The sequence below is a fragment of the Bradyrhizobium sp. NBAIM03 genome, from assembly GCF_020194055.1.
Lineage (GTDB): Bacteria > Pseudomonadota > Alphaproteobacteria > Rhizobiales > Xanthobacteraceae > Bradyrhizobium > Bradyrhizobium yuanmingense.
On the sequence record NZ_JADYVS010000008.1, the window covers coordinates 263,234 to 284,422 of the forward strand.

General features: G+C 63.0%; 18 protein-coding genes and 1 tRNA gene. 6 read left to right on the forward strand and 13 right to left on the reverse strand.

Annotated elements, in window-relative coordinates:
• Nucleotides 1-317: 317 nt before the first annotated feature.
• From I6F21_RS15045 to I6F21_RS15060, 4 genes are all read right to left on the reverse strand, one after another.
• Complete coding sequence (locus I6F21_RS15045; protein ID WP_225183295.1) at nucleotides 318-1,025, reverse strand: hypothetical protein; 708 nt, start codon at nucleotides 1,023-1,025, stop codon at nucleotides 318-320.
• Between the two features lie 181 nt (nucleotides 1,026-1,206).
• Nucleotides 1,207-1,620 carry an excalibur calcium-binding domain-containing protein gene (locus tag I6F21_RS39030; RefSeq protein WP_346656818.1) on the reverse strand — a complete coding sequence of 138 codons (414 nt, stop codon included), beginning with the start codon at nucleotides 1,618-1,620 and terminating at the stop codon, nucleotides 1,207-1,209.
• Nucleotides 1,621-2,102: 482 nt separating this feature from the next.
• Nucleotides 2,103-5,282, reverse strand: a complete 3,180-nt coding sequence (locus tag I6F21_RS15055) for a hypothetical protein (protein WP_225183296.1) — start codon at nucleotides 5,280-5,282, stop codon at nucleotides 2,103-2,105.
• Nucleotides 5,283-5,481: 199 nt separating this feature from the next.
• Nucleotides 5,482-5,667 (reverse strand): helix-turn-helix domain-containing protein, encoded by a 186-nt coding sequence (locus I6F21_RS15060; RefSeq protein WP_225183297.1) that lies wholly within the window; start codon nucleotides 5,665-5,667, stop codon nucleotides 5,482-5,484.
• Nucleotides 5,668-5,714: 47 nt separating this feature from the next.
• Between I6F21_RS15060 and I6F21_RS15065 the strand changes: the two genes are divergently transcribed.
• Together I6F21_RS15065 and I6F21_RS15070 are read left to right on the forward strand one after the other, a co-directional pair.
• Complete coding sequence (locus I6F21_RS15065; protein ID WP_225183298.1) at nucleotides 5,715-6,386, forward strand: hypothetical protein; 672 nt, start codon at nucleotides 5,715-5,717, stop codon at nucleotides 6,384-6,386.
• Complete coding sequence (locus I6F21_RS15070) at nucleotides 6,383-7,600, forward strand: site-specific integrase (protein ID WP_225183299.1); 1,218 nt, start codon at nucleotides 6,383-6,385, stop codon at nucleotides 7,598-7,600. The genes I6F21_RS15065 and I6F21_RS15070 overlap by 4 nt, the downstream gene beginning before the upstream one ends.
• An 80-nt stretch (nucleotides 7,601-7,680) precedes the next feature.
• Here the strand turns inward: I6F21_RS15070 and I6F21_RS15075 are convergent.
• Nucleotides 7,681-7,756 (reverse strand) — tRNA-Trp (locus I6F21_RS15075).
• 148 nt (nucleotides 7,757-7,904) lie between these two features.
• On the opposite strand from I6F21_RS15075, the gene I6F21_RS15080 reads away from it, so the two are divergent.
• Complete coding sequence (locus I6F21_RS15080; RefSeq protein ID WP_225139861.1) at nucleotides 7,905-9,140, forward strand: serine hydrolase domain-containing protein; 1,236 nt, start codon at nucleotides 7,905-7,907, stop codon at nucleotides 9,138-9,140.
• 191 nt (nucleotides 9,141-9,331) lie between these two features.
• Here the strand turns inward: I6F21_RS15080 and I6F21_RS15085 are convergent, their stop codons facing one another.
• Together I6F21_RS15085 and I6F21_RS15090 are read right to left on the reverse strand one after the other, a co-directional pair.
• Nucleotides 9,332-10,099: an SDR family oxidoreductase gene (locus I6F21_RS15085; protein ID WP_225139860.1), complete on the reverse strand. Its 768-nt coding sequence runs from the start codon at nucleotides 10,097-10,099 to the stop codon at nucleotides 9,332-9,334.
• 34 nt (nucleotides 10,100-10,133) lie between these two features.
• Nucleotides 10,134-10,832 carry a histidine phosphatase family protein gene (locus I6F21_RS15090; RefSeq protein ID WP_074448153.1) on the reverse strand — a complete coding sequence of 233 codons (699 nt, stop codon included), beginning with the start codon at nucleotides 10,830-10,832 and terminating at the stop codon, nucleotides 10,134-10,136.
• 133 nt (nucleotides 10,833-10,965) lie between these two features.
• Between I6F21_RS15090 and I6F21_RS15095 the strand changes: the two genes are divergently transcribed.
• Complete coding sequence (locus I6F21_RS15095; protein WP_036027664.1) at nucleotides 10,966-11,751, forward strand: SDR family oxidoreductase; 786 nt, start codon at nucleotides 10,966-10,968, stop codon at nucleotides 11,749-11,751.
• Nucleotides 11,752-12,151: 400 nt separating this feature from the next.
• Nucleotides 12,152-13,324, forward strand: a complete 1,173-nt coding sequence (gene argE / locus I6F21_RS15100) for an acetylornithine deacetylase (protein WP_036027666.1) — start codon at nucleotides 12,152-12,154, stop codon at nucleotides 13,322-13,324.
• A gap of 142 nt (nucleotides 13,325-13,466) precedes the next feature.
• Here argE and I6F21_RS15105 read toward each other — a convergent pair whose 3' ends face one another.
• The 3 genes from I6F21_RS15105 to I6F21_RS15115 form a co-directional block, all read right to left on the reverse strand.
• Nucleotides 13,467-14,093, reverse strand: coding sequence for a LysE family translocator (locus I6F21_RS15105; RefSeq protein WP_036027667.1), 627 nt, complete (start codon nucleotides 14,091-14,093; stop codon nucleotides 13,467-13,469).
• 248 nt (nucleotides 14,094-14,341) lie between these two features.
• The gene (locus I6F21_RS15110; protein ID WP_036010960.1) at nucleotides 14,342-15,400 is read right to left on the reverse strand and encodes a phosphotransferase family protein; all 1,059 of its coding nucleotides are present in this window, start codon (nucleotides 15,398-15,400) and stop codon (nucleotides 14,342-14,344) included.
• A 131-nt stretch (nucleotides 15,401-15,531) separates the two neighbouring features.
• Entirely contained in the window at nucleotides 15,532-16,767 is a 1,236-nt protein-coding gene (locus I6F21_RS15115; protein WP_036027669.1) for an acyl-CoA dehydrogenase family protein, read from the reverse strand.
• Nucleotides 16,768-16,974: 207 nt separating this feature from the next.
• Here I6F21_RS15115 and I6F21_RS15120 point away from each other — a divergent pair, with 207 nt between their 5' ends.
• Nucleotides 16,975-17,637, forward strand: a complete 663-nt coding sequence (locus I6F21_RS15120; protein ID WP_036027671.1) for a TetR/AcrR family transcriptional regulator — start codon at nucleotides 16,975-16,977, stop codon at nucleotides 17,635-17,637.
• Between the two features lie 303 nt (nucleotides 17,638-17,940).
• Here the strand turns inward: I6F21_RS15120 and I6F21_RS15125 are convergent, their stop codons facing one another.
• The 3 genes from I6F21_RS15125 to I6F21_RS15135 all read right to left on the reverse strand — a co-directional run bounded on the left by I6F21_RS15125 (nucleotide 17,941) and on the right by I6F21_RS15135 (nucleotide 21,107).
• A complete protein-coding gene (locus I6F21_RS15125; RefSeq protein WP_036010888.1) occupies nucleotides 17,941-18,156 on the reverse strand; it encodes a hypothetical protein in 216 nt (71 codons plus the stop codon).
• 338 nt (nucleotides 18,157-18,494) lie between these two features.
• On the reverse strand, nucleotides 18,495-19,724 hold the full coding sequence (locus I6F21_RS15130) for a CaiB/BaiF CoA-transferase family protein (protein WP_036027673.1): 1,230 nt from the start codon (nucleotides 19,722-19,724) through the stop codon (nucleotides 18,495-18,497).
• A gap of 180 nt (nucleotides 19,725-19,904) precedes the next feature.
• Nucleotides 19,905-21,107, reverse strand: coding sequence for an MFS transporter (locus tag I6F21_RS15135; protein ID WP_036027674.1), 1,203 nt, complete (start codon nucleotides 21,105-21,107; stop codon nucleotides 19,905-19,907).
• Nucleotides 21,108-21,189 lie beyond the last annotated feature (82 nt).

Sequence of the window (21,189 nt, forward strand, 5' to 3'; positions counted from 1 at the left end):
GACAAGCAGCTGATGTTAGTTCGCGCGATCCTGAACATGGAAACCGGGAACCTCATCCACCTGTTTGAATGCGAATGCGGAGAACGCATCTGGAATGACTGAGGCCGCCTCAGTTGGCGGCCTTTTCGTACAATATGATGTCGCCTTATGGCCCATCGCTGCCCCATCGCACGGCCGACAATATGTCGGCTGCAAGAGGTAGATCGGACCTAACGTCAACCGGGCCCAAACGTCGCGATTGACCCGGAGCAGACCAGCGCCGCCTGTCGCCACTCGCTCAGCAAGCAAGCATCTTCTCTAGCTCAGTCATAGAGCGATCAAGAATTGCTGCCCCCGTCGCCGGCCTGGTTCACCAAGACGGAAACTATGGTCTTTTCATACTTCGCCCATTCCATTCCGGAGTTCTCGATGCTGATCTTCGGGATATCGAGCTCCGCGTAGAGACCGTCGGTAAGCCGGCGGTAATCACGATAGAGCTCGATGAGTCCCCCAAGACCAGCGTAGCCATGCCTAACGGCGTACGGCGACGTCAGCTTCCAATTGACCTGATATGTCACCCATGAGTCCCCCCGCTCAGTGGAAATCGCTCTAATCGCTCGGTCAACGTCGTCTTGGTGAAAGTAGATCAGCAAAGGATGTAGCGGCTTGATAGTGGCTACCACCTCACGAAGGTAGCTGCGGATCAGGGCGATGTCGGCATCAAGCAGAAACAGCGACGTTAAATTCCCATGGAAGAGCTGTCCGTCGACAACCGTGATGCTTGCCGACGTCGCGGCAGAATTGGCGTAGGCACTCCAACGCGCAGCAGCTGACTTCGCCAGATGCGTTGCCGGCATATCCTCCCATGGCACGTCCCAATCAAAGCGGATCGGATGTGGGCTGGTGCCCTCGGTAATGCCGAGGGCGGACACACCGGAAGCCTTCAAGCGATCAGCAATTCGCCGTACGGTCGTCGACTTGCCGGACCCCATGATCCCTTCGACGATCACAATTCTGGACGATATGTTGCAAAAGACCCGGGTCATGCAAAGCCAATGATGACCTGTCTCATGGGCCACTACCAGCGAAAGTTTTTCTGCTTATGGCCCAAGGCGGACCTCTGGTGAAGTTCGCTATTTCGTCGCCATGAGGCCATACTGGACCTCACCCACGGCCCACGCTCGCAATTCGAACGCGGCGAGCTAACCAACAAACGCGAACCTTAAACTACCGGCGCGGCCATGGTTCGCAAGCAATTCCATCCTCGTCGCGGTCGTGGTGTTTCCAATAACCGGGCTCCCCCCGCCTAGCGGGTGCCAAGCCGACTAGGCGGGCAAACTCACAGTTGGGCGCGGACGCAATATGTCTGAGCGTTGTCATGATCGGCCAAGAGCTCGAAACAAGGAGCCAAATAGCCGGATAGGCAACCAAAATGGCAGCGATTGCGATCAACGCCGCCATAGCCCACCGCAGCTTAGTGGTACGATCGCGGCGCGCCGATACCGCACGGAAACGGCGCTGCAAGTTGCGCAGTCGCCGTTCAGGACCGGGGCCGGGTCGAACGGGATTAGGGTTCGGAAGGTGCGGCATGGCTAGATCAAGGAAGCGCCTACAAAAGCGTCTGACCGAGGAAAAGTCCATTCTAAATAGCTTGGTAGCAATGCGTCTGCTCGAGACACCAGCCGACGCCGGCACCACCAATGTCTACAACGTCCGAGCCTCGGACCGACGCGCGCAGGTGGTTGCCCATAAAATTCCTCAAAACCTGCGGCGGCTAAAATGCGATCTCCCCTGCGGTCGCAGGGTCCCAGCGCTCGGATTTTTTGCCTCGCCCCCCGGGCGACCGATCGCGGCAAGGAGGTCGCCCTACTCTCGACCTCCGCATCGAGGCCGCTGCCGTTGCCGGTCGTGCCTCCGACGCCGACAGGGGCTGGTCGCTTTGCAGCGAACGTGTGCTCCGCTTGGCGACGCGCGGCGGCGCACACCGGGAAAGCCGGGAAAGTCGGGAATGTTTTGCCCGCTCGCTGCTCGGACTGGTGTTATCTGACAAGTTCATCTTCCGGTTTCACTGAATGCGAAAAAAATGAGGCTGTAAACTTTCCCGGCTTTCCCGGCTTTCCCGGTCAGCGCTTGCTGGGGGGAGCATCAGGGGTCTGAACCACCACCTCATATTTGTTCCCATCCTTGTTGAAGCCGAGTGGCACCTTGCGCAAGACTGCGCAGTGACCGCCATCGATCCATGCGGGCCGGTTGGTGAGGTGCTTTTGAAAGAGCTTGCCGAGACTGCGGGCTGTCGGATTTTCGAGCGGCTTCCCAATCAATTCGGAGAGCGCATCGAACAGCGCCTCGGCGCGGGCTCCCGTGTCGTCATCAAGAAGCGAGTGCCTCTCCTTGAGGAACATCACGACGTCTCGGGTTGTGAACCATTTGCCCCGCCATTCCTGACCGAGAACAGTTAGCACCCTGGAAGTGGCGCTCGCCTCCTCCTCCCCGGCCTCTCCGGAGCGCAGCAATTCCGTGCAATCCAGCTTGAGGCTGAGCAGGCCCGCCGCATACTCCACCGGCCAGCCGATCAGGCCCCACCAGAGCTTGAAACGGGTCTTCGCCACCTGCCCCTCCGGACGTTGCAAGGTGCCGCCGATCAAGATCGTGTAGAGGGCGCGCAGAATTTTCGTCCGGTTCGCCTGCGTCCATGCCACTGGGTCGGCGTGTTCGAAATTGCGGTTCTCGGGGTCCGGCCGATCCACGTTCAGCGGCAGGACGAACGACCGGCTTGCCATATCGCCGCGCGGTGCAATCGAGTTACCGGTGAAAATCTGGACCGTTGTCGCAGGCACCGTCTCAACGCAAGAGACCCCAAGCACCCGGTCAGAGATTTCCGACGCGGTCAGCGCCGCCTCGATGTGCGGGCAACTGATCGTTGATCCGCGAGCGATGTTATCCCAGACTAGGGCTGCGACGCTCTGTCGGAGATATGAAAAGAGCGCCTTCTTGCGTTCCTCGACACTATCGGACCATGCCGCTGCTGTGGCGCGCCGCCCCAAGACCGCCGCGATGATCATGATGATCAGCGTCGTCTTGCCACCGCCACGCTGGCCAGCAGTCACAAAGAACGCGGGGCGCTCGGGCAAGAGCGCTCGCTGGAGCAAGGTGAGTGCCAGCATGATTGCGACGCATTTGCCCGCGCGATCCAGCGCGACATCGACGAGCCACTCATCCAGCAGGAAACTCAAAGACTGTTTGATCTCCTCATCCGTGGGCTTGCCGGCCGGCAAGCATGCGCGCAGGACGGGATCGATGCGATGCACCAGCCTCGTGCGCCGGTCGAGCCCAATCCCGTCGATCACGCGTCCGGACATCGTGACGAGCGGGGACGTATTGATCGCACGCACGCCAGGGATGGCGCTGTTCGGAAACTCGATGAGCGCATTGATGAACGGCGCCGGCAACGCTGCAAAATAAGGCACTCCCTTGTGATTGTAAGCGATCCAGCGCACATGTTTTTCAATGAGCATCCCGACGCCGATCACCGTCAGCTCGGTCAGCACAGGCTCCGCGGGCGGCTTCATGATCTCGGCTTCCCCACCGCTCGCGTTCGCGCTGTCAGAAGTCAGCAGGTGCAGAGCCCAAGGCTCCTTCTCTTCGATCCGCACAATCTGGCCGTTCGCATTGCGCATCGGGGGCTCCTCGCTCTGATCGTCCGCCAGAACACCGTCAAGGAACGTCACCGTCGGCAGCAGCTCGCCATCCTTCGGAGGCCGTTCACGAACGATCTGGCCGTCGGCTGTCGCCTCCGCCTGGATGGAGGCTTTGCATGCCTCTTTCTCGCGTTCTGCGCGCTCCTTTTTGATCCGCTGTTTCAGGGCGTGTTTGCCGGTCCCCGTGGCCTCCGCCAAAGACGTGGTGAAGTTCTCAAGCTCATCCTGTTCAAGCTCGGCTCGAGCCAATATCGCCATCGCATGGTCAACCGTGCCACCGCCCGCGACCGCCGCAAACGCCTCTTGAGCGGACTTCAGATCGTATCGAAGACGGTAGATGGAACGGCCGTGCGCAAAGCTATGAATGATCAGGTTGCCGTCGTCGCCACGCATGACCATAGCTTTGCAGCGGCCGTAATCGACGCCTTCCATGGGGTCGGCAAGCGTCTCGCCGACATAGCGCTCAGGGGCTGCCAATACGGCACCAGCCGCAACGATGCCGAGATGATCAAACTCCAGCTCGACATCCGGGTACAGCACTCCGCTATGGCGCGCCTTTACGATGCGATGCGCGGTCGGGATCGGCATGCCGGTCTTGGCCGCGATTTTCTCAGCCAGCTCCTGGTCGTGGTTGTCGCGGACTTTCGCCGCGTCTTTGCCCAGCGCCTTCTTGCTTGCGGCTTTGGCCTCGTTGACACGATGACGCTCGTATTCAGTCAACGGCGGCACGACCCGATCCGAGCGGATGGCGTCACCTTCGAATGCGACAGGCGCGCGCTTCGACGCATCCTGCGCCAGCGGTGGCACAACGACAGCCGCGCCCTCGAAGCACAGGCGTTCACCAAAGCCGACCATGCGATCGACGATGCTACGGTCGAGCAGTTGTCCAGCGCCGCCGATCATGTGCCAGCCGAAGCCCGCCAACCAGCAGCGGTCGTGCAGGTCCGAGAGAAAACGCCCGACATCGCTACCGTCGCGAACGAGCACATAGTGGTGCATGCCATTTGAACCGGGGATCGGCTCGCCAGTGCCGCTATGGAACAGGCCGGCACTGGTGCTGGCACGACTGACACGGGCAGCGCTCACGAGCTCGGGCACGACCGTCAACAGCGCGTTCCACATGCCGCCTGCGGCGTCGATCCGCTCACGAACCTCCTTCGGCATGCCTTTGGTGTCGAAATCGACCAATGCCCAAGCAGGGATGCCGCGCCGATAGTCGATACATTCCCGTGACCGGGTGATGGCGCCGGGCAGCTTGTCGAGCCGCTTCGGGATCGTCACGGCAGCGGAGGAGGTGATCTCCGCCTTGAGCGCCCCGAGAGCGATCGCCTGATCAGAACGGCAGCTTTCGATGATCTGCGCAAGCGCGCTCGCCGTCCCCGCAAATGCGCGGGCGGCCGCGCCGAGGATCATACGGCATTCCGATCCGTCGCTGCGGAGCTTGCCATCATTTGTCAGCGAAATGCGCTTGGACATCAGCGCCGGGATATCGCGCTTGGTGATCAGGGTGATCTGCGGCATCAGGCCGCCGGCCGATGCTTTGCTGGCCTCAGGCTCAGCATTGGTCGGCTCGCCGCTCGGCGAATTGGGATCGTGCGCGTTCATGGGCGCGCTCCCAAGTGCTCGCATCCAGAGACAATCACGCCGCCCGCTTGCGAATAACAATCTTCAGGAATATTCTGCAGCATAACGGCTCCCATCGCCGTGACCGAAATGAAGACCCCGTCTCTGGTGGAGCTGGAGGCGGGTTTCGCTTTCTGGAAGATGACGCTCAGCCTGATGGCGTGAGCGGCGACGGTTGGCGTTAGCTCGCCTTCCTCGGGTTCAGCATGGCTTCGAGCGCAGCGACGGGGACCCGCAACAACTTGCCCAGCTTGATGACGGGGATTTCCCCGCGCTGGACTGCGGCATAGGAGCCGTTCCGAGACAGACCGAAATAGCGCAGGCCAGCTTCCGGTACGCTCAAGGTTTTGGGTAAATCAGAGGACATGTCAGCGAATCTCCTGAATAGTGGTGTATAACCACCATTAAGAAGGCATGGTTTCGGTTGATGCGCAACAAATAAAGGTGGACATCCACCACCTTTTTTGGCTTTCTTACGTCATGTCCAGTTTGAAAACGTTCCTTCACGACATCTCAGGTCGTCTGCGGATGAGCCCGGCTGCGCTCTACGAGCGACAGCGCGAACTTGTGAGGCACGGTCTCCTGCCCGTCCGTGAAGGCCGGGGTCCGGGCAGTGGCGTGCCGCTTACGCCAGAAACGGTTGCAACTTTCCTGATCGGACTTCTTGCAACGGACAGTCTCACGGACCTAGCTGAGCGTACTGCCGGGCTTAGCGCGGCAAAGCCAGTGATCCTGGGCTCACAGCCACCGGCATCGACGCGCACGTTTCATTCGGACTTGGCTGCTGCTTTGATAGATGAAGCAAACGGTCGCTATATGGGCGTGCAGGTAACGCGGCACTGGCGCGGATTGCTTTTGCTCGACCGACCAATGGCATTGGACAACGAAGGGTTTCTCGAAGGCGTTGCGTCGGTAGAGTATGTGGTGAGCGAGGAAGCACGTGTAGAAGCGCCTGTCTTGGCGCATACCGTATCGTTGGAAGCTGAGTATTTTTGGATGGTCTGCCACCGGCTCAGGGGGCAGTTGGGCCTCATCAAGCCCCCTCCCCCTCCGCCGGACAAATTGGTCAGCGGGGGTGGCGAATGAAAGGCTCGATCAAGCAGCGCTCCGAAGGTTCTTATTCGCTGATCATAGACCTGCCGCGCGACCGTGGCGAAAAGCGCAAACAGAAATGGATTACGTTTAGGGGCACCAAACGCGGAGCCGAGAAGGAGCTTGCTCGCCTGCTCACCGAAATGGAGGCAGGCAAATATGTCGAACCTTCCAAGCTCACGGTCGGCCGTTGGATCGACCAATGGATTGAGGCTGGCGCACCGGGACGGCGGCGAAAGAAGGTCAGCCAGCGGACGCTGGAGCGTTACGGGCAATTGCTGCGGACCCACGTCAAGCCTGTGCTCGACAATCGGCGGCTGCAAAATTTGCGTGCACCCGAAATCGATAAACTCTACGCAGATATGGCGGACGCTAAACTCATATCGCCGCGCACCCAACATCATGTTCACACTGTCTTCGGTGCCTGCTTGGCGACCGCTCACCGCAAAGGGCTCGTAGCCATCAATCCGATGCAGCGGGTTGAGCAAATCCCTGCGCCGGAGACTTTCGATCCTGATGAAGGAATCGACGAAATCGGAGAAGGCCTCACCGAGACCGAACTGGCAATGCTAATCGCTGGCTTCAAGCCGTCCAGCATCTACCCTATCGTCGTGTTGGCGGCGGCGACTGGCGCACGACGGAATGAGTTGCTGGCCCTGCGTTGGTCTGATCTTGACGCCGATAAGAAGACGCTGCGGATCGAGCGTGCGCTGGAGCAGACGAAGAAATTCGGGATCAGGATCAAACCGCCGAAAACGAAGCGCGGGTTTCGAACAATCGATCTGGATGACGGGACGATTGCTGTGCTGCTAAAGGCGAAGGAGCGGCACCTTCGGCTCGCCGCTGGCGTTCCGGATGGTGCTGACGTTGATTTGGCGCTGATCCGGCTGCCGGCTGACGCGCTGATGTTCCCCGCCATCACCGTGTCGTTCACCTCGCCGCGCCATCCACGGAATTTCTCCAAGGATTTCGCCTACCGAGCCGAGACCCTTGGTTTCGGAAAGACCCGCTTCCATGATCTGCGCGGTATCCATTCTACAGCCCTGCTGGATGCAGGCATCCCGGTGCATACCGTTGCCCAGCGGATCGGCGACGATCCAGCCATCCTGTTGCGGAATTACACGAAGCGAAAGCGGCTGAAGCGGGCAGATCAAATGTTGTCCGACACCATCGCGGGCTTGGCGGCAGGATTTCTCAACGTCGGTTGATTTGCGCGACACCTGTTAGCAAACGGGTTAGCAAAACCAAACCTCCCGCGTAGGAACGCCAGCTAAGTGATTGATTTAACTGGCAGGAGTGGCAGGGCTCGAACCTGCGACCCCCGGTTTTGGAGACCGGTGCTCTACCAATTGAGCTACACTCCTACGAACCCGCGTCGCCGCGGATCAGGGGCGCTTTCAAGCACAGAGAGCGGCCGGTTTGCAAGGGTGAACCGCGCCGGCTTCGCTTGTTTGTGCCGGGGGTTCTGGGCCACAGTCCATCGGCCATAACGAAAAACAATCGGGAGTGCCCATGACCGCTACAGCGACCGCCACTGCCGCCCCGCAGGCCGCAAACGCGCCCCACACCCCAGCTTTGCCGGAAGCGCGCCCAGAGACGCTCGGGCTGTCGCGGCCACGGCTCCAGGCCATGTCGGACGCCTTCAAGCGCGAGATCGACAAGGGAACCGTTCCCGGGGTCACGGTGCTGGTGGCGCGACGCGGCCAAATCGGCTGGTTCGAGGCGCTCGGCAAGCAGAGCCCGGCAGGCGCGGCGCCCATGGCGCGCGATTCGATCTTCCGCATCTTCTCGATGACCAAGCCGATCGTCTCGGTCGGCATCATGACGCTGGTCGAGGACGGACAGCTCCTGCTCAGCGATGCCGTCGCAAAGTTCATACCGGAGTTCGCGAGCCAGCAGGTCGGCGCCGTCAAGGACGGCCGGTTGGAGCTGGTACCGCCGGCGCGGCCCATGACCGTGCAGGACCTGCTCCGCCACACCTCCGGCCTCACCTACGAGCACCAGGGCGACGGCCCCGTGCACAAGCTCTACCAGGAGTCCCGCGTCCGCAGCCGAAAGATCACCAACGCCGAACATGCCGCGCTGGTGGCGAGCTTCCCGCTCGTCTGCCAGCCCGGCGCGGAGTTCAACTACAGCCGCTCCACAGATATTTTGGGCCGCATCATCGAAGTCGTCAGCGGCAAATCGCTCGGCGCGTTCCTCACCGAGCGCGTGCTTGCGCCGCTCCAGATGGCCGAAACCGGCTTCTCGACAAGCCAGGCCAATGCCGGCCGCCTTGCCGAGCCGTTCGCGGCCGACCCGTGGACCGGCGACAAGGTCGCGCTGTTCAACATGCTCGAGCAGCCCGTGATGGAGTCCGGCGGCGGCGGCCTGGTCTCTACCACGATGGACTACGCCCGCTTCTGCCTCATGCTGCGCAATGGCGGCACGCTCGACGGCAACAGGATCATCGGCCGCAAGACCCTGGAGCTGATGGCCTCCGATCACCTCGGGCCAGGCGTGCCGACCAACGGCACGCTGCTATCGCCGGGTCATGGCTTCGGCCTCGGCTTTGCCGTGCGCCGCGAGGCCGGCATCGCGCCCTTCCCAGGCAGCGTCGGCCAGTATTTCTGGAGCGGCATTGCCGGCACGTTCTTCTGGATCGATCCGAAGGAGGATCTGTTCGCAGTGTTCATGAGCCAGGGGCCGGGACAGCGCGACCACACGCGGACCCTGGTGCGGGATCTGGTTTACGCGGCGGTGGAGTGAGGCCCTGCGCTTACGCGCGACGCCGTATCATCATCCGCACTGTCATGCCCCGCGAAGGCGGGGCATCCAGTACGCCGCGGCGGTCATTCGTTCACACAACTGCGGCTGCGGGGTACTGGATCGTCCGCCTTCGCGGGCGATGACCGCTGTGTATGGGTGGACTACGTGCCCTTTCCCTTCCGACAAACGCATCAACTGATCGTCGCGCCGCCATCGATCACCATGGTCTGGCCGGTCATGAAGTCGCCGGCCTTCGAGCCCAGGAACACGGCCGCGCCGGCGATCTCGTCGGGGATGCCGATGCGCAAGAGCGGCGAGCGCGAGGTCGAGGCTTTCAGGTTCTCCGGATTGTCCCACAGCGCCTTGGCAAAATCGGTCTTGATCAGGCCCGGCGCGATGCAGTTCACGCGAATGTTGTGCGGGCCGTATTCGCAGGCGAGGTTGCGCGCGAGCTGCATGTCGGCGGCTTTCGAGATGGCGTAAGCGCCGAGGATGGTCGAGCCCTTGAGGCCGCCGATCGAGGAGACGATGATGATCGATCCGTCCTTGCGCTCGATCATCTGGGGCACCACCATCGAGATCAGCCAATTGTTGGCGACGATGTTGTTGTCGAGGATCTTCCTGAACTGATCGTCGGAGATGCCGGCGAGCGGGCCGTAATATGGATTCGATGCGGCGTTGCAGACCAGCACGTCGATCTTGCCGAAGGCGCGGTTGCTCTCGTCGACGAGGTTTTGCAAATTCTCTTTCGAGGAGATGTTGGCGGCGACCGCGACCGCGGTGCCCTTGCCAAATCTGTCGTTGATGCCCTTCGCCACCTGCTCGCACACGTCGGCCTTGCGCGAGGAGATCACCACCTTGGCGCCGTGCTCGGCCATGCGCTCGGCGATCGCGAGCCCGATGCCGCGCGTCGAGCCCGTGATGACGGCGACTTTCCCCTTCATGTCGAACAAGGTCATGTTTCTCTCCCAGATTTGATTTTCGTATTCAGTATCAGGCCAGCTTCTTGACTTCCGGCCCCGCCGGCTGATGCATCGCCGCGTGCGCTGGATCGGCGATCCACGGCTGCTGATTGACCATCGGCAGCCGCCAGACCGTGCGATCGGGACTCGCAAAATAATCCAGCCGCGTCACCGAGCAATTGTCGATGTCGAACGACAGCCCGCGCTCCGGCTGCCCGCCGAGCGCGAACCCCACTGCCGCCCTGATAGTGCCGCCATGCGCGACTGCGATGATGTCCTGCCCGGCCGCCTCGGCGTTGATCCGCTCGATGGTGCGGCGCGTGCGGTTGTACAGGTCCATGAAGCTTTCACCGCCGGGCGCGGGCTCGTTGATGTCGGCGAACCAGCTCGCACCGACGGGGCGGCTGGCAATGAACTGGGCGCGGTTCATGCCCTGCCAGCGGCCGAGGTTCTGCTCGGCGAGATCCGCCTCCCATTTCAGCGCTGCCGGCCTTGGAAAACCCGCGGCCCAGATCGCCTCGGCGGTCTGATGGGTGCGCATCAGATTGCTCGAATACCAGACCGCCTGGCGTGGCAGCACCTTGGCAACAGCGTTGAACACGTAGGTATCGCTGGTATCGCAGGCGATGTCGCTCTGCCCGTAGATGTTGCCGCCGTCGTTGCGCACCGGCGCGTGACGGACCCACCACCACCGCGTGATGACCACGTTCGGCTTGTCTGCACCTGCCATCGAAACCCTTCCATCCCGTCTATTGTCGCTGTACGTGAGTAGTGAACGCGTCTCAAGACACTTTGCCGTTTGAAATCTTGTTTGAAATTCCGTCGCGCGGCAAGCGTCGTGCACGAGCAAAAGGGAGAAACGCATGGGTCGCCTGCAAGGCAAATCCGTCATCATCACCGGCGCCGGCAGCGGCATCGGCCGCGCGGCTGCGCTGCTGTTCACCAAGGAGGGCGGCAAGTTGATCGCGGTCGATCGCACCGAGGCGGTGAAGGAGACGGTCGAGGAGATCAAGAAGGCCGGCGGCGTCGCGGAAGCGATGGTTGCGGATGCCGGCTCCGAACGAGACGTCATCGCTGTGATCGACAAGGCGGTGAAGACGCACGGCCGGCTCGACGTGATCTGGGCCAATGCCGGCGTCTCCGGCGGACTCGTTCCGCTCGCCGAGCAGACCGTCGAGCATTGGCAGGAAATCCTGCGCGTCAACCTGATCGGGCCGTTCCTCGCGGTGAAGTACGCCATGCCGCACATGGTCAAGCAGCAGTCCGGCGCGATCGTGCTGACCGCCTCTGTCGCCGGCCTCAAGGCCGGCGCGAGCGGGCATCCCTATGCCGCGAGCAAGGCCGGCGTGATCAGCCTGGTGCAGACCACGGCGTATTCGCTCACCGGCACCGGCGTGCGCATCAATGCGGTCTGCCCCGGCCTGATCGAAACAGGCATGACCAAGCCGATCTTCGACCGCGCCAAGGAGCGCGGCACCCAAGACAAGATCGGCCAGCTCAACCCGCTCAAGCGGCCGGGACAGCCGCACGAGCTCGCGGCGATGGGACTGTTCCTGGCGAGCGACGAGGCTTCGTATGTGAACGGCCAGGCGTTCCCGGTCGACGGCGGCTTGACGGCATCGATGCCATATACGGGCAAGCCGGTTTAGTTCGCAGGTCGTGTCCCGGACGCGACGCAGCGCGCAAGCGGTGCGGCGCAGAGCCGGGACCCAGCAGGCTACGTCGCTCGCTGCTGCACGGGCCCCGGCTCTGCAGCGCATCGTCGAACCGGACGATGCTTCGCATCGCCGGGGAGACGCTGCGCAGCGTCCGGGCCACGAGACGTGAGTTTCAGGTACACAGCTGCCTCAATCCTTCATTGCGAGCGCAGCGAAGCAATCCAGAATCCCTCCGCGGAAAGACTATGGATTGCTTCGCTGCGCTCGCAATGACGGTCGTGTGGTGGGCAGCATCCGGGCTGCGGGACTGTGTTGATTTGCTCGACCGGGGCTCACGTTGGTATGGTTCCTGCAGGCAACTCAGCCTCCATTCCCTGACAAGACCGTGACAATGCCAAGCTCAAGACCCGACCGCATCCGAAAACTCCTCGCCGACCTCGTCTCGTTCGACACCGTCAGCGACCGCACCAACCTGCCCCTGATTGCCCATATCGAGAGCTATCTCGCCGCGTTCGGCCTCAAGGGTGAGCGCATCGTCGACGAGACCGGCGAGAAGGCTTCGCTCTGGGTCACGATCGGGCCGGAGGATCGGCCGGGCTTCGTGCTGTCGGGCCATACCGATGTGGTGCCTGTCGTGGGCCAGGACTGGAGCCATGATCCGTTCAAGCTGGTGGAGCGTGACGGCAAGCTGTACGGCCGCGGCACCACGGACATGAAGGGCTATGTGGCGGTGTGCCTCGCCATGGTACCGGAGATGGTGGAGGCGAGACTCAAGACGCCGATTCATCTGGCGATCTCCTATGACGAGGAGATCGGCTGCGTCGGCGTGCGGCCGATGCTGCACGAGGTCGCGAAGAAGAGGGTCCGGCCGCTCGGCGCATTCATCGGCGAGCCCACCCAGATGCAGGTCATCATCGGCCACAAGGGCAAACACGGCGTGCGCGCCACATTCCACGGGCTTGCACGTCATTCCTCGATCGCGCCCGACGGCGTCAATGCGATCGAATATGCCGCCGAGCTGATCGTCGAGATCCGCCGCCGCGCCGTGGCGCTGGCGGCCGTGCGGTCGACGGACAGCCTCTACGATGTCCCGCATTCGACGCTGCTCACCAGCATCGTGCAAGGCGGCGCAGCGCTGAACATCGTGCCTGATACCTGCACCGTGGATTTCGAATGCCGCGGCATCGGGATCACCGAGTCCAAGGAGGTGACTGATGCGATCGTCGCCTGGGCCAAGGCCGAGATTGAGCCGGCGATGAAGGCGAGACATCCCGATTGCGGCATCGATTTCGAGGAGATCCTCGACTATCCCGCGCTCGACACCGCCGCCGACGCCGCCATCGTCACGCTGGCCAAGAGCCTCGCAGGACGCAACGACCACGCCAAGGTCGCGTTCGGCACCGAGGCGAGCTTGTTCGCCGACATCGCCGACATTCCCTCCGTGGTGATCGGCCCGGGCTCGATCGCGCAAGCGCATACGCCTGACGAGTTCGTGGAGATGGCAGAGCTGGAGAAATGCGCGGGCTTCGTGGAAAGGCTCATCGCGCATTGTGCGAAGGGGTAGCTCGTCGTCATTGCGAGGAGCGAAGCGACGAAGCAATCCAGACTGTCACCACAGAGAGGTTCTGGATTGCTTCGCTGCGCTCGCAATGACGGGCGTGTAGGAACCTCCTGCCCGGATATCGCTGTACTCATCCGCTGCGGGCTCACCGCTCCTGCAGGGCCAGCCTCACGCCGACGGCGCAGTAGATGGCGCCGACCACCTTGCCCTGCCACTTCACCACCGCCGGATGGCGGCGCAGTAGGTTGCCGAGACGACCGGCGCCGACGGCGAACACGACAGTGCTGACGAGACCGAGCAGCACGAAGACGACACCGAGAATGGCAAGCTGAAGTGCAGGCGCGCCGTGCTCCGGCTTCACGAATTGCGGCAGGAACGCCAGGAAGAACAGTGCGGTCTTGGGATTGAGCACCTCGGTCAGCACGGCCTCGCGAAAGGCACGGCCCGCGCCGATCGGAGGGGCACCGCCGTTCAGCGCGATCGGCGCCTCGTCCAGCATGGCCCGAATGCCGAGATAGATCAGGAAGCCAGCGCCGGCATATTTGACGATGCTGAACAGCAGCGCCGAGGTCGCGATGATCGCCGAGAGTCCGACAATCGCCATCCCCGTATGTACCAGGTCTCCAGCGGCGATTCCCGCACCCGTGGCGATGCCGACCTTCGCTCCCGAGCTTGCCGCCCGCGCCATCGTGAGCAGCGTCGCTGGTCCCGGGATGAAGACGAAACCGAGCACGATGAGGACGTAGGTGATGAGGGTAGTGTGGTCGATCATGCGCGGGTCTCCCGGGGCGGATTGGGCAAAGGGATACAAGGACTCGGTCGCTGCGAAAGGCACTTGCGCGGTGTGAATTGCGAGTCTTGGATTCCGCCTCCTCGTCATTGCGAGCGCAGCGAAGCAATCCAGGGGGCCACCGCGGAAAGAATCTGGATTGCTTCGCTGCGCTCGCAATGACGGCGCGTGTGGAGCAGCGCTTACCAAAACAAAAAAGGGCGCGGCCATCAGCCGCGCCTTTGTTCTTCCTACACCGCCCCCGCCTTCTGCGCGTATTCCCATGAGGCCTTTGACAGCGGCACGGTGCGCTTGGCGGATTCGAGCGCCTTGGCGTTGGCGGCGGTACCGTCGCGGACGCGGCCGGCGATGCCCTGGGTGATGCCGGCGAGACGGAACAAATTGTAGGCGAAGTACCAGTTGAGATCGGGCACCGTCATCTCTGTGACGTTGCAATAGATCTGCGCGGCCTCTTCGAGGCTCGGGATATTGAGCGCCTTGAGGTCGGCACCGTCAAGGCCCGGCATGATCCATTGCATCAACAGATAGGTGAAATCGGCCATGGGATCGCCGAGCGTCGACAGCTCCCAGTCCAGCACCGCCTGCACGCGCGGTTCCGTCGCGTGGAAAATCATGTTGTCGAGGCGATAGTCGCCATGGACGATGGAGACGCGCGCCTGCTCCGGCACCGTCTTCGGCAGCCATTCGGCGACCTTCTCGAATTCGGGAATGTGCTGGGTCTCGGAGGCCCGATATTGCTTGGTCCAGCGATCGATCTGGCGGGCAAAGTAGTTGCCAGGCTTGCCGAAGTCGCCGAGCCCGATGGTAACAGGGTCGAACATATGCAGCTTGGCCAGCGTCTCGATCTTGCTGGTGAAGATCTTGCGCCGCGCTTCCGGCTCCTGGCTCGGCAGCGTCGGATCCCAGAACACGCGCCCCTCCTCCATCGACATGATGTAGAAGGCCGCGCCGATGACGCCGTCGTCTTGGCACAGCGCATAGGCGCGCGCGACCGGAAAGCCCTGCTTGCCAAGCGCCGCGATGACGCGATACTCGCGGTCGACTGCATGCGCCGAGGGCAGCAGCTTGCCGAACGGCTTGCGGCGCATCACGTAGGAGCGGTTCGGTGTGTTGAGGCGATAGGTCGGGTTGGACTGCCCGCCCTTGAACTGCAGCACCACAAGCGGGCCTTCGAAGCCTTCGACGTGCTCGCGCATCCAGGCCTCGAGCCGCATCTCGTCGAAGCGATGCCGCTCCTCGACCGGCTTGGTGCCCGAAAACTCCTCGTCTTTCCTGACGCCGTCAGCCACGGTCACGCTCCCTCTTCAGTCCGAACATGATCCTAATCGGTAACCGCTAACGCACTTGCGTCAAGCGGTTACCGCAATTGGATCATGTCCCGTCGTTTCTTCAAGTCGGGAGCGCCGCAGGGCTCCCCCGCTTAGTGATTGGGAGAGTTTGCATACTTCCGAAGTTCGAGCCTGGCAATGGCGCGATTGTGCACCTCGTCCGGGCCGTCGGCGAGCCGCAGCGTGCGGATGTGGGCGTAGTCCTTGGCAAGGCCAGCCTCGTCCGACACACCGCCGCCGCCGAACGCCTGGATCGCCTCGTCGATGATCTTCAGCGCCATGTTGGGCGCAGCGACCTTGATCATGGCGATCTCGGCCTGCGCGGTCTTGTTGCCGACCTTATCCATCATGTCGGCCGCCTTGAGACACAGAAGACGCGTCATCTCGATGTTGGTGCGGGCCTCGCCGATGCGCTGCTCCCACACGCTGTGCTCGACGATTTTCTTGCCGAACGCGGTGCGCGAGGCAAGCCGCTTCACCATTTTCTCCAGCGCCTCCTCAGCCTTGCCGATGGTTCGCATGCAGTGATGGATACGGCCCGGGCCGAGGCGGCCCTGCGCGATCTCGAAGCCGCGGCCTTCGCCGAGCAGGATGTTCTCCTTCGGCACGCGCACGTTCTCGAGCAGCACCTGGGCATGGCCGTGCGGGGCGTCGTCGAAGCCGAACACCGGCAGCATCTTCTCGACCTTGATGCCGGGCGTGTCGAGCGGAACCAGGATCTGCGACTGCTGCTGGTGCTTGGCGGCCTTGAAATCGGTCTTGCCCATCAGGATCGCGATCTTGCAGCGGGGATCGCCGACGCCGGACGACCACCATTTGCGGCCGTTGATGACGTAATGGTCGCCGTCGCGCTCAATGCGGGTCTCGATGTTGGTGGCGTCGGACGAGGCCACCGCCGGCTCCGTCATCAGGAAGGCGGAGCGGATCTCACCGTCCATCAGCGGCCGCAGCCATTTCCGCTTCTGCTCCTTGGTGCCGTAGCGGATGAACACTTCCATGTTGCCGGTGTCGGGCGCGGAACAATTGAACACTTCCGAGGCCCAGGTGATGCGGCCCATTTCTTCCGACAAAAGCGCGTATTCGAGATTGGTCAGTCCCGCGCCGCGGAATTCATCGTCCTCATGCTCGGACGGCGGCATGAACATGTTCCAGAGGCCTTCGGCCTTCGCCTTCTTCTTGAGGTCCTCGAGAACAGGGATCACCTTCCAGCGGTCGCCGCTCTTGTCCTGCTGATCGTAGATCGGCACCGCCGGGCGCACGTGCTTGGCCATGAAGGACCGCACGCGGTCGAGCCATTCCTTTTGCTTGGGCGACATATCGAAGTCCATGCGACGCTCCTCTCTCTCACTGGTCCTTTTGCCCGGACTGTCCTCCCGCTTTGCGCGGCCCGCAAGCGCGAATGCGCGTCCTTGCGGACCTGTCGAAACCCGGCTGCAGTTGCGAACGAGTCCCGATTGCGGATTGACTTTTCCCGACCTTCAAACGATAGTTTCATACAACTGTTTGAATTGCAACTCCCCTCCCCGAGGGCATCCATGGCCAGCGATCATACGAGGTCTGCCATTCTCGCCGCCGCCGAGCGGCTCTATGCCGATCGCGGCTTCGGCGACGTGACGCTGCGCGACATCGTCGCGGAGGCGGGCGTCAACCTCGCCGCGGTGAACTATCATTTCGGCTCAAAGGACGAGCTGATCGCGGAACTGTTTGTCACGCGGTCGATCGCCACCAACCGCGAGCGCCTGCACGAGTTGAAGGCGGCGGAGGAGCAAGGCGGCGGCCGCGCGCCGATCGAGGTCATCCTGCGCGCGTTGGTCGGGCCGACCTTGCGCGGCTGCCTGGGGCCGGAGAACCAGCGCTCGACCGCCGCGCGCTTCATGATCCGCGCCTCGATCGAATCCGTGCCGCCGATCCGGCGCATCAAGAACCGCGAGATCGACCATTTGCGCAAATTCGTCGGCGCGATGCGGCGGTCCCTGCCCGACCGCAGTGACGTCGATATCTATTGGGGCCTCAACTTCGCGCTCGCCATGGCGCATCACACCATCCGTGAGAGCGAGCGGCTGACCAAGCTTTCGGAGGGCAAATGCGACCTCGACGACGTCGAGGATGTGGTCACGCGCGTCGTCAGCGTGGCGACGATGGCGCTGACGGCGGGACGGATGGAGCCGAAGGTCTCTTCAAAGGTGGCGGCGCGTTAGCGCGGATGGGCGTTGACGGTACGGAGCTGGAAGCTGCATTCGCGGTGCGCTCCCTCGCCCCGTTCTTACGGGGCCGCGACGAGCTTTGCTCGCGCTGAGAGGGGTTGGGGTGAGGGGCCTCTCTCCACCCGTGCGGTCTTCGGGGAGACCTGTACCCCCTCACCGGGATTGCACCGGACGATGCTTTCGCATCGCCGAGGCGATCCGACCTCTCCCCGCAAGCGGGGAGAGGTGAAGTCAGCGCCATTCACCTCACAACAGGCGATGCAGTCGATCTGGTCGAAGAATGATTGGTGGGCGGGACTACGCCCGCTGCGGCATCTCCTCGGCCTCTTCCTTGGCGAGCAGCAGCAGCATTTCGATGCCCATCTCGCCTTCCTGCGGCGAGCGGATGAACTTGATCTCGTCAGCGCTCTGCCGCAGCGCGGCAATGATGGCGACGGCCTGATTGGCGGTGGCCGCCTCGGTCGCCAGAATGGCCTTCTGGTCCTTGGCCTGGAACCCGATCGTGTAGGACACTCACTTCCCTCCCCGAACTCAAGTGGAGAGATCGAATCAGAGTCGGAGGCAAAGCGGAAGCCTGTGCGACTACGGACCGGGATTAGCTGGGGATTGCGGGCAAGCTTCACGCAAGCCCCGGCATGGCGCCCCGATTTTCTCGCCGTTTCCACAAGCGCGGCCCTCTTCCCTTCTCCCCTTGTGGGAGAAGGTGGCGCGAAGCGCCGGATGAGGGGTTCTCTCGACGAACTCGACTGCAGCTTTGCACGCGGAGAGAACCCCTCACCCGTCTCGCCGCTTTGCGGCGAGCCACCCTCTCCCACAAGGGGAGAGGGAAAGCCGGCGCCGCTTCGTCGAATCTAGATGATGCCCTGCGCCTTCAGCTGCTCGATCTTGCCGGCATCATAGCCGAGCTTGCCGCCGAGCACCTCCTGGGTGTGCTCGCCCAGAAGCGGCGGGGCGCGGTAGTCCTTGATCGGGGTCTCCGAGAGCGTCAGCGCGTTGCGGACCAGCGACAGATCGGGCTCGAAGGGATGGTTGACCTTCACGCGCATGCCGCGCGACTGGACGTGCGGGTCGGAGAACACCTGCTCGAAATTGTTGATCGGCCCTGAGGGCACCCCCGCCTCCTCCAGCTTCTCCAGCCAGTAGGCTACCTTTTGCTTCAGGAACAGGCCGGCGAAGATCGCCATGATCTCCTTGCCGTGCACGACGCGGTCGTTGTTCTTGACGAAGCGCGGATCGTTCGCGAGCTCGGGCTCGCCGAGCACGGCGCAGGTGCGCTGAAACTGGCCGTCATTGCCGACCACCAGCATCAGCTCGCCGTCGGCGCAGCGGAACACGCCGGCGGGCATGCCGCCATTGCCCCAGGTGCCGCGGCGCGGCGGCGTCTTGCCGTTGACAAGGTAAATTTGGAGCCAGTGCGACAGCGATGCGATCACGGTATCGAACAGACAGACGTCGATGTGCTGTCCCTGCCCGCCATTGGCATCGCGATGGTAGAGCGCCGAGAGAATGCCGATCGAGGCGTTCATGCCGGTCATGTAGTCGACGATCGAGGGGCCGACCTTCATCGGGCCCTCGCCGGGCTCGCCGTCGATATGGCCGGTGACGCTCATCAGGCCGCCCATCGCCTGCAGGATGGCGTCGTAGCCGGCGCGCGGCGCGTAAGGTCCGGTCTGGCCGAAGCCGGTCACCGAGCAATAGATGATGCGGGGATTGATCGCCTTGATGGTCTCGTAGTCGAGACCGTAGCGCTTGAGATCGCCGACCTTGTAGTTCTCCATGAAGACGTCGGCGTCCTTGGCGAGCTCGCGGACGATCGCCTGCCCTTCGGGCTTGGCGATGTTGACGGTGACCGACTTCTTGTTGCGGTTGGCACAGAGATAGAACGAATTGTTGTTGTTGGCCTTGCCCTCGGGGTCGGCGAGGTAAGGCGGACCGAAAGCGCGCGCGTCGTCGCCGGTGCCCGGCCGCTCGATCTTGATCACCTCCGCGCCGAGATCGCCCAGCATCTGGGCCGACAGCGGCCCGGCCAGCACGCGGGTGAGGTCAAGGATCTTGATGCCTGAGAGCGGCAGGGCCGACATGTCGATTTCCTCCGGGGAACTAACCTTGGCGCGGCGGCGGGATCGCGAGGCTGCGCTCCCTGCCGATACCACCATTTTCGCACGCTGAGCACTGCACTGGCGGCATACGGCTATCTCCTGCCGGGCCGGAGGTGATCGCCGTCCGCAAACTTTCCGCGCCGCGAATATTGCTTGATCGGCTCAGGTCACGACCGCCGGCTGTCGCGGCCGGCGGCGAGCGAGCAGAACGAGGATCAGCACCGTCGCGCAGGAGAACACCAGCGTGAGACCGAGCGCAGCACGGCTGCCGAACTCCGTCAGCAGGCCCGCGAGCAGCGGCGGTGAGATCGCGGAGGCGAGGTTGAGCGGCAGCGAGATCATCGACATCGCCTTGGCGAACTCGGCCTGGTCATAGAACACCAGCGGGATGGTCGCCCGCGCCACCGCCATTGCGCCGCTGCCGGCGCCATAGAGCAGGATGAAGACCGCGACCGCCCACGTGGCGCCCTCGCTCGACATCAGCAGCAGCATGGCGACCGGCAATGCGCTGCCCGCGACGAGCCCGGTCGTGATGCCGTCCCATCGTCCGCCGCCGAGAAAATCCAGCCCGCGGGCGCTGACCTGGATCACGCCCAGCATCGAGCCGAACACCAGCGCCTGAGCCGGCACCAGCCCCTCCGCCCGCAACAGCTCGATCAGGATCGCACTGACGCCGAAATTGACGAAGGCGTTCAGCGTGATCGCGGCGACGACGAGGCCGAACGTGCTCCGTGCAATGGCAGGCGGCGGCGACCGCTTCGCCGGCGCGGTGCCCTCGTCCTGTGCGATCTTTCGGCGCGGCGCGCCGAACGCATAGAGCGGGAGGCTGACGAGGAGCATCATCGCGGCGTAGACCAGGCACGTCCCCCGCCAGCCGAGGTGACCGCTCAGGAACGAGGTCGTCGGCCAGAAGATGCTGCTGGACAGGCCCGTCACCAGCATCAGCGCGCCGATCGCGTTCTTGGCCTGCCGCCCCGCGATCTCGTTCAGCATGATATAGGCGCCGGTCGACAGCGTGGCGCTGCCGGCGATGCCGAGGACGATCCACGCGGCGAAATAGAGCATCGGCTCGCGCGCCAGCGACAGCAGCACGAAGCCTGGCGCCGTGACGATCGTGCCGACCATCATCACCGTCCGCGCGCCATGCCGCGCAAACGACTTGGCGAGCAACGGACCGCACAGCCCCATCGAGACGTAGAGAACGGACGTGCCGGCGAACACCGCCGGCAGGCTCATGCCGAGATCGGCGGCGAGATCGCGCCCGACGATGGCGGGAAGCCCGATCGTGCCCCATCCGACCAGCTGCGTGGTGGCGAGCATCAGCAAGACCCCGATGAGCCTGCCGTCATATTTCAAGAACTGCATTCCAAACGTCGCCTGCCCGGCAGGCGCAGATTGCGCCTGTAGCACCTGTCTACTCGGAGAAACGGCGCACGGGAACGCCGGC

Bases quoted from the DNA above. Each gene is read 5' to 3' on its own strand.
- I6F21_RS15045 (WP_225183295.1), bottom strand. From the start codon at position 1,025: ATGACCCGGGTCTTTTGCAACATATCGTCCAGAATTGTGATCGTCGAA.
- I6F21_RS39030 (WP_346656818.1), bottom strand. From the start codon at position 1,620: ATGGACTTTTCCTCGGTCAGACGCTTTTGTAGGCGCTTCCTTGATCTA.
- I6F21_RS15055 (WP_225183296.1), bottom strand. From the start codon at position 5,282: ATGAACGCGCACGATCCCAATTCGCCGAGCGGCGAGCCGACCAATGCT.
- I6F21_RS15060 (WP_225183297.1), bottom strand. From the start codon at position 5,667: ATGTCCTCTGATTTACCCAAAACCTTGAGCGTACCGGAAGCTGGCCTG.
- I6F21_RS15065 (WP_225183298.1), top strand. From the start codon at position 5,715: ATGGTTTCGGTTGATGCGCAACAAATAAAGGTGGACATCCACCACCTT.
- I6F21_RS15070 (WP_225183299.1), top strand. From the start codon at position 6,383: ATGAAAGGCTCGATCAAGCAGCGCTCCGAAGGTTCTTATTCGCTGATC.
- I6F21_RS15080 (WP_225139861.1), top strand. From the start codon at position 7,905: ATGACCGCTACAGCGACCGCCACTGCCGCCCCGCAGGCCGCAAACGCG.
- I6F21_RS15085 (WP_225139860.1), bottom strand. From the start codon at position 10,099: ATGACCTTGTTCGACATGAAGGGGAAAGTCGCCGTCATCACGGGCTCG.
- I6F21_RS15090 (WP_074448153.1), bottom strand. From the start codon at position 10,832: ATGGCAGGTGCAGACAAGCCGAACGTGGTCATCACGCGGTGGTGGTGG.
- I6F21_RS15095 (WP_036027664.1), top strand. From the start codon at position 10,966: ATGGGTCGCCTGCAAGGCAAATCCGTCATCATCACCGGCGCCGGCAGC.
- argE (WP_036027666.1), top strand. From the start codon at position 12,152: ATGCCAAGCTCAAGACCCGACCGCATCCGAAAACTCCTCGCCGACCTC.
- I6F21_RS15105 (WP_036027667.1), bottom strand. From the start codon at position 14,093: ATGATCGACCACACTACCCTCATCACCTACGTCCTCATCGTGCTCGGT.
- I6F21_RS15115 (WP_036027669.1), bottom strand. From the start codon at position 16,767: ATGGACTTCGATATGTCGCCCAAGCAAAAGGAATGGCTCGACCGCGTG.
- I6F21_RS15120 (WP_036027671.1), top strand. From the start codon at position 16,975: ATGGCCAGCGATCATACGAGGTCTGCCATTCTCGCCGCCGCCGAGCGG.
- I6F21_RS15130 (WP_036027673.1), bottom strand. From the start codon at position 19,724: ATGTCGGCCCTGCCGCTCTCAGGCATCAAGATCCTTGACCTCACCCGC.
- I6F21_RS15135 (WP_036027674.1), bottom strand. From the start codon at position 21,107: ATGCAGTTCTTGAAATATGACGGCAGGCTCATCGGGGTCTTGCTGATG.